Annotated in this window: 11 protein-coding genes; 10 read left to right on the top strand and 1 reads right to left on the bottom strand. The window is 39.3% G+C overall.

Translation table 11 applies throughout. The features are described 5' to 3' along the window. Window positions 1–14 precede the first annotated feature (14 nt). The 6 genes from purM (at window position 15) to AB2Q86_RS09410 (ending at window position 5,155) form a co-directional block, all read left to right on the top strand. Window positions 15–1,064, top strand: coding sequence for a phosphoribosylformylglycinamidine cyclo-ligase (purM, locus tag AB2Q86_RS09435; RefSeq protein WP_012581150.1), 1,050 nt, complete (start codon window positions 15–17; stop codon window positions 1,062–1,064). Beyond that, on the top strand, window positions 1,061–1,627 hold the full coding sequence (gene purN, locus AB2Q86_RS09430; RefSeq protein WP_012581151.1) for a phosphoribosylglycinamide formyltransferase: 567 nt from the start codon (window positions 1,061–1,063) through the stop codon (window positions 1,625–1,627). The genes purM and purN overlap by 4 nt, the downstream gene beginning before the upstream one ends. Before the next feature lie 5 nt (window positions 1,628–1,632). Next, window positions 1,633–3,162 carry a bifunctional phosphoribosylaminoimidazolecarboxamide formyltransferase/IMP cyclohydrolase gene (gene purH / locus AB2Q86_RS09425; RefSeq protein ID WP_012581152.1) on the top strand — a complete coding sequence of 510 codons (1,530 nt, stop codon included), beginning with the start codon at window positions 1,633–1,635 and terminating at the stop codon, window positions 3,160–3,162. A 24-nt stretch (window positions 3,163–3,186) separates the two neighbouring features. Then, window positions 3,187–4,449 carry a phosphoribosylamine--glycine ligase gene (gene purD / locus AB2Q86_RS09420; protein WP_012581153.1) on the top strand — a complete coding sequence of 421 codons (1,263 nt, stop codon included), beginning with the start codon at window positions 3,187–3,189 and terminating at the stop codon, window positions 4,447–4,449. Window positions 4,450–4,587: 138 nt separating this feature from the next. Then, the gene (locus AB2Q86_RS09415; protein WP_003720075.1) at window positions 4,588–4,884 is read left to right on the top strand and encodes a YerC/YecD family TrpR-related protein; all 297 of its coding nucleotides are present in this window, start codon (window positions 4,588–4,590) and stop codon (window positions 4,882–4,884) included. Window positions 4,885–4,900: 16 nt separating this feature from the next. After that, window positions 4,901–5,155 carry a hypothetical protein gene (locus AB2Q86_RS09410; RefSeq protein WP_003728226.1) on the top strand — a complete coding sequence of 85 codons (255 nt, stop codon included), beginning with the start codon at window positions 4,901–4,903 and terminating at the stop codon, window positions 5,153–5,155. A gap of 44 nt (window positions 5,156–5,199) precedes the next feature. Here AB2Q86_RS09410 and AB2Q86_RS09405 read toward each other — a convergent pair whose 3' ends face one another. Then, a complete protein-coding gene (locus AB2Q86_RS09405) occupies window positions 5,200–6,555 on the bottom strand; it encodes a sodium-dependent transporter (RefSeq protein ID WP_003728227.1) in 1,356 nt (451 codons plus the stop codon). A gap of 206 nt (window positions 6,556–6,761) precedes the next feature. On the opposite strand from AB2Q86_RS09405, the gene AB2Q86_RS09400 reads away from it, so the two are divergent. From AB2Q86_RS09400 to AB2Q86_RS09385, 4 genes are all read left to right on the top strand, one after another. After that, window positions 6,762–7,439, top strand: coding sequence for a heptaprenylglyceryl phosphate synthase (locus tag AB2Q86_RS09400; RefSeq protein ID WP_003729807.1), 678 nt, complete (start codon window positions 6,762–6,764; stop codon window positions 7,437–7,439). A gap of 64 nt (window positions 7,440–7,503) precedes the next feature. Then, entirely contained in the window at window positions 7,504–9,699 is a 2,196-nt protein-coding gene (gene pcrA, locus AB2Q86_RS09395) for a DNA helicase PcrA (protein ID WP_012581154.1), read from the top strand. A 25-nt stretch (window positions 9,700–9,724) separates the two neighbouring features. Further along, window positions 9,725–11,740, top strand: a complete 2,016-nt coding sequence (gene ligA, locus AB2Q86_RS09390) for an NAD-dependent DNA ligase LigA (RefSeq protein ID WP_012581155.1) — start codon at window positions 9,725–9,727, stop codon at window positions 11,738–11,740. Beyond that, complete coding sequence (locus AB2Q86_RS09385; protein ID WP_012581156.1) at window positions 11,737–12,852, top strand: CamS family sex pheromone protein; 1,116 nt, start codon at window positions 11,737–11,739, stop codon at window positions 12,850–12,852. The genes ligA and AB2Q86_RS09385 overlap by 4 nt, the downstream gene beginning before the upstream one ends. Window positions 12,853–12,886: the final 34 nt, after the last annotated feature.

The raw sequence follows: 12,886 nt of genomic DNA, 5'->3' as shown, positions 1-12,886 counted from the left end.
GAGTGACAAATCGAATGGCAGAAAATGCATATAGTAAAGCAGGCGTGGACGTAGAAGCTGGCTATCAAGTTGTAGAACGTATCAAAAAACATGTGGCTAGAACAGAGCGATTAGGCGCTATGGGGGCACTTGGTTCATTTGGTGGAATGTTTGACTTAAGTAGTTTGCATTTAAAAGAACCTGTCCTTGTTTCTGGTACGGATGGTGTTGGTACAAAATTACTTTTGGCAATTGAAGCAGATAAGCATGATACCATTGGGATTGACTGCGTGGCAATGTGTGTGAATGACATTTTAGCTCAAGGCGCCGAGCCATTATTTTTCTTAGATTATATCGCTACTGGAAAAACAGATCCAGTGAAAATGGAACAAATTGTTAAAGGCGTGGCTGACGGCTGTGAACAAGCTGGTGCGGCTTTAATTGGCGGCGAAACTGCTGAAATGCCCGATATGTACGGGTCAGACGACTATGATTTAGCAGGTTTTACTGTTGGGGCTGTCGAGAAACAGAAACTAATTACAGAAGGCGCAGTCAAAGAAGGAGATACACTCATTGGAATTCCATCTAGCGGGATTCATAGTAATGGTTACTCCCTAGTGCGCAAAATTTTCTTTAAAGATAACGAATTGACACTCGATGCGGAAATCAGTGAACTAGATGTGCCACTTGTGGAAGAGCTACTTAAACCAACACGTATTTATGTCAAACCAGTTTTAGAAGTATTGAAAGAGGTAGATGTGCACGGAATTACGCATGTGACGGGTGGCGGATTTGTAGAGAATTTACCACGGATGTTAACGAATGATTTAGCTGTGAAAGTGGAACTAGGTTCATGGCCAGTGTTGCCGATTTTTGACGTTATGAAGAAATACGGCCAATTAAACGAAATGGAAATGTATGAAATTTTCAATATGGGTATTGGTATGGTGTTGGCAGTTGCGAAAGCGGATGTGGAAAGAACATTAGAAGTACTCGTCCAAAACGGAGAAGCGGCTTATGTAATTGGCGAAGTTACGACACGTGAAAATGATGCGGTTATTTTCACAGGAGGAACAAAAGGATGAATATAGCCATTTTTGCTTCGGGTAACGGTTCGAATTTTCAAGCTTTAGTGGATGATGAGTTTATTAAGCCTCATGTGAAATTACTGGTATGTGATAAACCGAATGCTTATGTTTTAGAGCGGGCAAACAAACAGGATATTCCAGTTTTTCTTTTTGAAGCGAAAAATTATCCGGATAAAGAAGCTTTTGAAACAGAAATTTTACTAGAACTTCGCGGGTTGGAAATTGATTTGTTAGTGCTAGCAGGATATATGCGTTTGATTGGACCAACCTTATTAGCGGAATTCCCTGAGCAAATTGTGAACCTGCACCCGTCGTTGTTGCCTGAATTCAAAGGAAAAGATGCAATTGGTCAAGCGATTCAAGCGAATGTTTCAGAAACTGGTGTCACCGCGCACTTTGTGGATGCGGGAATGGATACTGGACCAATTATTGATCAAGTGAAAGTACCGATTGAACATGCGGAAACTGTAGATACTTTGGCTGGAAAAATTCATCAAGTAGAACATATTTTTTATCCAAAAGTGATTCGAGGATTAATTCAAAATGGAGGGAACGATTAATTATCATGAAAAGAGCGCTTATTAGTGTGTCAGATAAAAACGGCATCGTGCCATTTGCAGAAAAATTAGTAGAACTTGGAGTAGAAATTATTTCGACTGGTGGAACAAAAGCAGCATTTGAACAAGCCGGCGTACCGGTAACAGGAATAGAAGAAGTAACTGAATTTCCAGAAATGCTTGATGGTCGCGTGAAAACACTTCATCCAGCAATTCATGGTGGGTTACTGGCAAGACGCGATACAGCTGAACATATGGAAGCTATTGCGGCACACGATATCAAGCCAATTGATTTAGTCGTTGTAAATTTATATCCGTTCCAAGAAACGATTCAAAAATCTGGTGTTACTTTAGAAGAAGCGATTGAAAATATTGATATTGGCGGACCTTCGATGTTACGCTCAGCTGCGAAAAATTATGCAGCGGTAACTGTTGTAGTTGATACAGTGGATTACGATACGGTACTTACAGAACTAGAAGAACACGGTGCAACTACTTTTGAAACGCGCCAACGTCTAGCTGCGAAAGTTTTTCGGCACACAGCGGCCTATGATGCTTTAATTGCAGAATACTTAACGAACATCACTGGAGAAACTTTCCCAGAAAAAGTAACATTAACTTACAATCGAAAACAAGTATTGCGTTATGGTGAAAATCCTCACCAAGATGCCGCTTTTTATACAGAACCTGGCACGGTAGAAAATTCAATTAGTTCCGCGAAACAGTTGCACGGTAAAGAGTTATCTTACAACAATATTCGCGATGCAGATGCAGCACTTAAAATTGCAAGTGAATTTACAGAGCCAGTCGCGGTTGCAGTAAAACATATGAATCCATGCGGCGTTGGTGTTGGAGAAAATATTGAAGAAGCTTATTTGAAAGCTTATGAAGCGGATGAAACGTCTATTTTTGGAGGAATTGTTGCCTTAAATAAAGAAGTGGATGCGAAAACAGCCGAACATATGAGCAAAATTTTCTTAGAAATTATTATTGCGCCAAGTTTCTCTGAAGAAGCGTTTGCCATTTTAACGAAAAAGAAAAATATTCGCTTGTTAACTGTTCCGTTTGCCGGTTCCGTAAAAGGTTTCGAGAAAACATCTGTAAATGGTGGACTTCTTATTCAAGCGAGCGATTCTGTTATAGAAGATACAGCAAGTTATGAAGTAGTAACGGAAAAACAACCTACAGAAGCGGAAATGAAAGCTTTAATTGCTCAGTGGAAAATTGTGAAACATGTAAAATCCAATGCGATAGTAGTAGGATCTGATAAACAAACACTTGGAATTGGTGCAGGACAAATGAATCGAATCGGTTCCGCTTTAATTGCACTAGAGCAAGCTGGCGAGAAAGCAAAAGGAGCCGTACTTGCCTCAGATGCCTTTTTCCCAATGGATGATACGGTCGAAGCTGCGGCAAAAGCGGGAATCACTGCGATTATTCAGCCTGGTGGATCCATTAAAGACAAGGAATCCATTGCGATGGCAAACAAATATGGTATTTCCATGGTTCTAACTCATGTACGACACTTCAAACATTAATCCTCAAAAAGGACGTGTAAATAAATGAACTTATTAGTAGTTGGTAGCGGTGGTAGAGAACATGCTATTAGTAAAAAATTATTAGAATCCAACAATGTCGAAAATGTATACTGTGCTCCGGGAAACGACGGAATGCGTTTAGACAACATCCAACTCGTAGCTATTTCTGAAACGGATAAAGCTGGTTTAATTGATTTTGCTAAAAAAGCAGAAATTGCTTTTGTTATTGTTGGGCCTGAAGTGCCTCTTTTAGAAGGAGTTGTCGATGCTCTCGAAGAAGCTGGAATTAAAGCATTCGGTCCAAAAGCAAATGCAGCATTAATTGAAGGCAGCAAAGATTTTGCGAAACAATTTATGGAGAAATATGCTATTCCAACGGCAGCATCAAGAACCTTCACCGATTATGCGGAAGCGAAGGCATACTTGGATGAGCGGGGTGTGCCAATCGTCATTAAAGCAGATGGGCTCGCTGCTGGAAAAGGAGTCACTGTAGCGTTAGAAATGGAAGAAGCAGTTCTTGCGTTAAAAGATATGATGCTAGAAGAAAAATTCGGTGACGCATCTCTCAAAGTCGTTATTGAGGACTTTTTAGCGGGAGAAGAGTTTTCATTGATGGCGTTTGTAAATGGGGAAGAAGTTTATCCAATGGCTATCGCGCAAGATCATAAACGCGCTTATGAAGGCGATAAAGGACCAAATACTGGCGGAATGGGCGCTTATTCTCCGGTACCACATATTTCTGAAACGGTAGTAGACGAAGCTGTCGAAAAAATTCTTCTTCCAGCTGCAAAAGGAATGGTAAAAGAAGGTCGTTATTTCCGCGGAATTCTCTATGCTGGGCTTATCTTAACCGCAGAAGGTCCAAAAGTAATTGAGTTTAACGCACGCTTTGGAGATCCGGAAACACAAGTTGTTTTGCCTCGTTTAGAAAGTGATTTTGCAGCACTGATAGACGCTTTACTCCATAACGAAAAACCAGATGTGCGCTTTAAAAAATCAGGGATTACGCTAGGAGTTGTCCTAGCAAGCGCCGGTTATCCAGAACATTATGAAAAAGGAAACAAATTAACTGGTCTAAATGATGTTGCAGAAGGTGTAGCGATTTATCATGCAGGTACAAAACAAGATGAAAATGGCGATTTTATTTCTGATGGTGGACGCGTCTTGCTACTAGCAAAAGAAGCAGAAACGATGACTGATGCACGCACATTACTTTATCCAGAAATGCAAAAACTAGATAATCCGAATTTCTTTTATCGAATTGATATTGGCACAAAAGCAGAATAATTTAAAAGTACTATCTCAAGGATAAATTCCTAGATAGTACTTTTTTTGTTCATTTAGTGAAGAGAAACGTTTGTGTTTTACGCGTTGGTACGTTAAAATATGAAAGTAGGATATATGAGATTATTTGGAGGTAAAGATATGCAAATAGAGAAGTTGCGTGGACAAGGATTGGATGAATTCTTCCAAGGGATTTTAACGCTCGAGAATTTAGAAGAATGTTATGCTTTTTTTGATGATGTTTGTACAGTGAATGAAATACAGTCCATGGCTCAACGTTTCCAAGTAGCAAAAATGCTTCATGATGGAAAAACATATAATGTGATTGAATCTGAAACTGGGGCAAGTACAGCAACCATTTCACGTGTAAAACGTTCACTTCATTATGGTAATGATATGTATGATGTTGTATTTTCAAGAATGACAAAGCCAGAATAAGATTGTAGGGATTATGTTGAAAAAGTTTAATAGTAAAACCTATCAGATTGTTATCATCTCTATTCTTGCGCTTGCAGTTATTTATTTTGTGATTAATATGATTGCCACTGGCACGGGGCTTGATTTTTCATTACTGTGGCACTGGGTCTTTATTATTTGTTTTATTTTCACGACGCTTGCTAATGTTAGAGAAAAACGAGCCATTGGAACGGCAATTGGCCTCAGTGGAATCTTGATTTGTGTAACAAGCATTGTCCTCATGGCAATATAAGAAAAGCAATCTCGCTAAAAACTTAGCGGATTGCTTTTTTTTTGTTAAAACAGAAAATCGATTAAACCAGTTGCAGAGAGGAAGACGAAAATAATCGCGATTGGTGCAATATATTTAATAAGAAAGAGCCAAAGAATAAACACTTTTTTCCCAAAATGGCTGCTTGTGGTAAATTCTTTTAGAAGTAATTCGCGAGGTAATCGGTAGCCAACGAAAATCGCGATAAATAAAGCACCAACTGGCAAGATAATATTCGACACAAGATAATCGGCAGCATCAAAAATACTTAGTCCAAAAATCTGAACATCGCTCCAAACGCCAAAACTAAGCGCACTTGGAATAGCCATCAAAACGATTACGAGCCCCATCCAAAGACTTGCTTTTTTACGATTAACGCCGGCATTCATCAGTGGCGCAACCGTTGCTTCAAGCATCGAGAAACTAGAGGTTAATGCGGCGAATAGGAACAAAATCAAGAAAATAATAAAGAATAACATCCCAAAGGGCATTTGATTAAAAATTGAAGGTAAAATAACGAATAACAATCCAGGTCCCGCATCTGGCGTAATATTAAACGAAAATGCTGCCGGGAAAATGGCCAATCCCGCAAGAAGCGACACAAACACATTCATAAGCGAAACCGAAATGGCAGACTGCGGTAAACTAGTCGACCGATTTAAATAAGAACTATAGGTTACCATTACCGAAATCCCTACACTGAGTGAAAAGAAGGCCTGACCAAGTGTAATAAGAACCGTTTGAGCAGTAAAATGACTAAAATCTGGGCGTAAGAAAAATGCGACACCTTCCATCGCACCAGGTAGTGTTAAGGACCTGATAATTAAAACAATAAATAAAATAAATAGAGCTGGCATCATAAACTTACTCATTTTTTCAATCCCGCTAACAACTCCGCGGCTAATAACAATGACATTTAGTAAAATAAAGAGAATCGTTGCGCCAACTGATATCCACGGGTTAGCTGTCGTCACTTGGAAATCATGCAGCAGACTTGCTTGATTTTCGCCAGCAATCCCGCCAGCAAGTGTTTTAATTAAGTAAGTGATAATCCAACCACCAACTACGCTATAAAACGAAAATAAAATACTTGCGCCTACAACGCCTAATTTTCCAAGCAAATTCCACTTTGTTCCGGGCGCGAGTGTTTTATAAGCTTGAACGGCATCTCCGCCAGAACCTCGTCCAATCACAAATTCTGCAATTAAAAGTGGCATCACAACGAGTAAAGTTAAAACTAAAAACAATAAGAAAAATGCGCCACCTCCTGCAGTTGCAGCCACATAAGGCAGTTTCCAAATCGCACCAATTCCTATTGCGGACCCAGCGGATGCTAATATAAATCCGACTTTTGAGCCCCATTCTTCTCTGTTTTCTTGCATAATATCCCCATTTCCTTTTTTCTATGTAAATACTCCGAAGTCTTAATAAAATCAAATTTTCCTCATCATACCATAAAATAAAAGCTATCCCAACAGCAACTGGTAAAAAAAGCTTAAAAAAAGTTAAAATTTTTGGTCGTAAGGGTGCGATGAAATGTAACTAATGCTATAATAAGATATCCCATTATAGAGACTTGGAGGAGCAAATGAAGCATTTATTCAAGTTAGACCCAGCAAAGAATTTACCAATGAATGATCTAACGAAGCTCGTCCATTCTGGAACCGATGGATTTATTATTGGTGGGACGGATAATGTACAAATCGAAGCAGTCCAAAAGCTCTACGAATTATTAGGTGAAACGGACTTGCCGATTTTCCTTGAAATAAGCAATGAGTCCATGATTTTACCTGAAGCGGACCATTTTTTAATTCCAGTAGTGTTGAATACAGAAAATAGTAAATGGACACACGGTTTACACCAGGAGTTAATCAAAGAAATGGGAGCATTTATTCCTTGGAAACGAGTCACAGCAGAAGGCTACGTTATTTTAAATAAAGATGCAAAAGTGGCTCATTTAACAGAAGCGAAGACCGATTTAACGGACGAAGACATCGTTGCCTATGCGCGGTTAGCAGAGAATATATTTCATCTGCCCATTTTTTATGTCGAATATAGCGGCATGTACGGAGATCCAGAGGTTGTAAGAAAAGCAGGTGCCGCATTAAGTAATACAAAATTTTGGTATGGGGGCGGAATACGTTCAAAAGAACAAGCTGCTGAAATGGCAAAATATGCGGATACGATTATTGTTGGCAATATTATTTATGAAGATTTAGAAAAAGCACTAGAAACCGCAACTATTTTTAGGAAGAAAACGGTTTGATTATAAAGTGTAGTATGATAAAATAAGAACAAATGTTTGTATGGTGGTGTATAGGAGAATGCAATTGAATGCAAAAGAATTAGTGGACGGATTGAATCCGGAACAACGAAGAGCAGTAGAAAGTACAGAAGGACCTTTATTAATTATGGCTGGTGCCGGAAGTGGAAAAACAAGAGTTTTGACCCATCGGATAGCTTATTTAGTGAGAGAACGTGGCGTAAATCCTTATAATATTTTAGCGATTACATTCACGAACAAAGCGGCTCGCGAAATGAAGTCGCGGATTGGCAATTTAATGGGCGGAGAAGCAGAATCTATTTGGATTTCCACTTTCCACTCCATGTGCGTACGGATTTTACGTCGCGATATTGACCGGATTGGTTATGAACGCAATTTTACCATTTTGGATGGCAGTGACCAATTATCGGTTATTAAAGGCATTTTGAAAGAAAAGAATGTTGACCCTAAGAAGTTTGAGCCACGGGGAATTTTGGCTTCTATTAGCAATGCCAAAAATGAACTGATAACAGCAAGCGAATATATTAAAGAAGCAAGTGGTTTCTATGACAAAATGGTCGGCGAAGTCTACGAAAAATACGAGAAGAAACTTAAGAAAAATCAAGCACTCGATTTTGATGATTTAATTATGGTCACCATTCAATTATTTGAACGTGTGCCCGATGTTTTAGAATATTATCAGCGTAAATTCCAGTATATTCACGTGGATGAGTACCAAGATACCAACCACGCGCAGTATTTACTCGTGAAACAGCTTGCTTCTCGTTTCAAAAACTTATGCGTCGTAGGTGACTCGGATCAATCTATTTATGGTTGGCGCGGGGCGGACATTAGTAACATCATGTCCTTCGAAAAAGATTACCCCAATGCGAAAACCATTTTGTTAGAAGAGAATTACCGTTCGACAAAACGTATTTTAGAAGCGGCGAACCGTGTTATCGAAAATAATGGTAATCGTAAACCGAAAAATCTTTGGACTAGCAATGCAGAAGGGAAGAAGATTTTTTATCATAAAGCATTAACGGAAAAAGAAGAAGCGGCCTATGTAGTTATGAAAATTCAAGAAGAAGTAAATAACTCGAATCGACCACTTTCTGACTTTGCGATTCTTTATAGAACCAATGCCCAGTCCCGTGTAATGGAAGAATATTTCATGAAGTCAAATATGGCGTACACGATGGTCGGCGGCACGAAGTTCTATGACAGAAAAGAAATTAAAGACATTTTGGCGTATTTACGTCTGATTAGTAATAATGAAGACGATATTAGTTTGACACGTATCATTAATGTACCAAAACGCGGCGTTGGACCAGGTACTTTAGATAAACTAAATAATGTGGCGACCACGTATGATTTGAGCTTGTTTGAAGTCCTTAACCGCATCGAACTAGCGGGAATTTCGCCTAAAATAAGCAAAGACTTAGTTGCGTTTCATGATTTGATTCGCGGCTTCACGCAAATGCAAGATTTCTTATCCGTAACCGAACTCGTAGAAGAAATCCTTGAAAAAACAGGCTACCGCGCAATGCTAAAAAATGAACGAACTATTGAAGCACAAACACGTTTAGAAAATATCGACGAGTTTTTATCTGTAACACAAAACTTTGAGAAGGAAAATGACGATAAAACGTTAATTGCCTTTTTAACTGATTTAGCACTCGTTGCTGACGTCGATAAGTTAGAAGAAGACAATGAAGAACAAAACGGGGCTGTCACACTGATGACACTTCACTCTGCCAAAGGGCTAGAATTCCCAGTTGTCTTTTTAGTCGGAATGGAAGAAGGGATTTTCCCACATTCTAGAGCCATTTATGAAGAAGAAGAAATGGAAGAAGAGCGCCGACTTGCTTACGTTGGTATTACTCGAGCGGAAGAAGAACTTTTCCTAACGAGCGCTTACTCGCGGATGCTTTATGGTCGCCCGTCATCTAATCAGGAATCTCGTTTTATTGGAGAAATCCCTCGAGACTTACTTGAGTTAGGTAATGAAAATAAATTAAAAGCAGACAAACCATATGCCAAACCGCGTATGCCACAAAAAACAACTACTGCGTATAAATCCTCTGGAGCAGAAACGCTTGGTTGGACAGTCGGCGATAAAGCCAGTCATAAAAAATGGGGCGTAGGAACAGTCGTCAGTGTCAAAGGGGAAGGTAGCGGAATGGAACTAGATATTGCATTCCCGAGCCCAACTGGCGTCAAACGATTGCTCGCAGAATTTGCGCCAATTGAAAAAGTATAAATTTGGAAAAAGCAGGTGAAGAATGATGGCTGATAAAAAAAGGTATGAGGAACTAATCAACATACTTGATCAGTACAGCTATGATTATTATGTAATTGATAATCCAACAGTAGAAGATGCCGAATACGATCAGAAGATGCAAGAACTACTTAAAATAGAAGAAGCGCATCCCGAGTGGGTTACACCTGAATCTCCGTCAAAACGAGTTGGCGGAGAAGTTTTAGAAGGTTTTAAAAAAGTAGCACATGACACACCGATGTTAAGTCTTGCCAACGCTTTTAACCAAGAAGACTTGGCAGACTTTGACCGCCGAATTCGCGACAAAGTGGGCGATGATATTGCTTATATGTGCGAACTTAAAATTGACGGACTAGCAGTATCTCTTCAATACGAAAATGGTAAATATAAACAAGGTGCTACTCGTGGTGATGGAACCATTGGGGAAGACATTACTGCTAACTTGCGTACAATTCGCTCCATCCCAATGAAACTTCAAAAGGACTATTCCATTGAAGTTCGCGGTGAGGCTTTCATGCCAAAACGCTCCTTCCAAAAACTAAATGAAATTCGTGAAGAAGAAGGCCAGATGTTATTTGCCAATCCACGAAATGCTGCGGCTGGCTCGCTTCGACAATTGGACACAAAAATTGCAGCGTCGAGAAATCTTGATATCTTCCTTTATGCAGTAGCAGATTTTGGCGAAATGGGCGTTGAAACTCATAGCGCCGGCTTAGATATGCTTGAAACACTTGGTCTTAAAGTCAATAAAGAACGCCGACTTTGCAACAGTTTAGAAGAAGTTTATGCGTACATTGAAGAATGGACAGAAAAACGCGCCGGCTTAGCATACGATATTGACGGCATTGTTTTAAAATTAAACAACCTAGAGCAACAACGCCAAATGGGGACCACCGTTAAATCGCCTCGTTGGTCGATTGCTTATAAATTCCCAGCCGAAGAAGTACCAACTAAGTTACTCGATATCGAATTAAATGTTGGTAGAACAGGTGTGATAACTCCCACCGCCGTGTTAGAACCAGTGAGAGTGGCAGGAACAACCGTTAGCCGCGCTTCGCTTCATAACGAAGATTTAATTACGGAAAAAGACATCCGCATTGGCGACACCGTTTTAATCAAAAAAGCTGGCGATATCATTCCAGAAGTCATTAAAAGCATCACCGAAGAACGTAGCGGAAGTGAAGAACCCTTCCATATGCCGAAAAATTGTCCAACGTGCGACAGTGAATTGGTTCGTTTAGAGGAAGAAGTGGCGTTGAGATGTATTAATCCTAAATGCCCAGCTCAAATAAAAGAAGGACTTATCCACTTTGTTTCCAGGAATGCGATGAACATTGATGGCCTCGGCGAAAAAGTGATTATCCAGCTGTTTTCACAGCATTTAATTAAAGATGTAGCAGATTTGTTTTTCCTTTCGAAGGAGAAACTGTTAGAATTAGAAAGAATGGGTGAGAAATCAGTAACTAATTTACTGGCATCCATCGAAGCAAGTAAACAAAATTCGCTTGAAAAATTACTTTTCGGCTTAGGCATTCGCCATGTTGGTGCAAAAGCCGCCAAATCACTTGCCATTCATTTCGATACAATGGATAATTTGAAAGTAGCAGACAAGGAAACACTGACAAGTATTAACGACATTGGTGAAAAAATGGCAGACAGTATTGTGACCTATTTTGCGAATGAAGAAGTACATGATTTATTAGAAGAACTAAAAAGGGCTGGCGTCAATATGACCTATACAGGGCCAAAACTAGAAGATATGTCTGAGGAAGAACTTGTTTTCGCAGGTAAAACCGTTGTCTTAACTGGGAAATTAGAAAAGTTAACGCGGAATGATGCAAAAGCATTAATCGAATCCCTCGGAGGAAATGTTTCTGGAAGCGTCAGTAAGAAAACGGATGTTGTTGTAGCTGGCAGTGATGCTGGTTCTAAACTAGCCAAAGCTGAAGAACTAGCCATTCCTATTTGGTCAGAAGAAGACTTAATAGAGTACTTACCAGACGAAGGTGGATTAAACGAATGAAAAAACTCATAATAGCAGCGCTCGGCTTAACGCTTGTGCTCTCTGGCTGTGCCCCAAAACTTGACTCAAATGATAAAGTGGTACAAAAAGATGATTCCAAAGCGGAAACGGGCATCATGACAAAAAACCAAATCTCATCCAATTATTACAAAACCGTACTACCATACAAAGCAAGTAAATCTCGCGGCCTTGTCGTATCGAATATTTATTCACGATATGATATTAACGAATTAGAAGCTGGTTTAATGCGTGTTTCTCAAAATAAATACTCTCCAGATAATTACCTTTTCCAAGAAGGGCAATATTTGGATAAAGAAACGTTAGAAAAATGGTTAGATAGAAAAAGCGATAAAAATCCGAATGGGTTAAATCCAGAAAGTAATGGTAACGGCGAAAATCGTAATCCAATCTATCTAGCGCATATTTTAGAACAAGATTATTTGAAACAAACGGACAAAGATACCGTGGCACTTGGCGGGATTTCTATCGCACTAGCGATGAATTCAGTCGATTATTATCAAAAAGAAAAATACGGAGACACTTACGAACAAGCCATTAGCGATAGCGATTTATTAGCACAAGGGAAAGAAATGTCTGCCACTGTGTTAAATCGTATTCGCCAAACAAAAGGTTTAGAAAATGTTCCCGTAACGATAGCTATTTACAAGCAAGGTGCTCGTGATGCGGTAGCTCCAGGAAATTACATTGCGTATGCAACAGCTAATGGTGATAGTCTTTCTGGTTGGAAAGATATTGATGAAAAAAATTATGTTTTACCATCAACTGAATCTGCCAAAGATCACAAAACTGACAATGACAACTTCTTGAATTTCAAAAAAGCAATTGAAGATTATTATCCAAACTTCACAGGTGTCGTTGGTCGTGGTCGATATGAGGACGGACAACTAGCTGAACTAAACATTGATATTCCATTACAATTTTATGGTGAAGCAGAGATTATCGGCTTTACACAGTATGTAACGGATTTAGTTGGACAACATATTCCAAAGACTGCTGATTTGCAAGTCAATATTTCAACAACGGATGGTCCAGCTGCATTAATTACAAGAAAAGCAAATGAAGATGCAGCAACTGCTCACATTTACGATTAATAAAAACAATGCGAATTGTTCTTTCCTGTTGTAT

It is taken from the genome of Listeria monocytogenes (assembly GCF_041765605.1).
GTDB classification, from domain to species: domain Bacteria; phylum Bacillota; class Bacilli; order Lactobacillales; family Listeriaceae; genus Listeria; species Listeria monocytogenes_D.
This window is presented reverse-complemented; position numbering and strand designations above follow the sequence as displayed.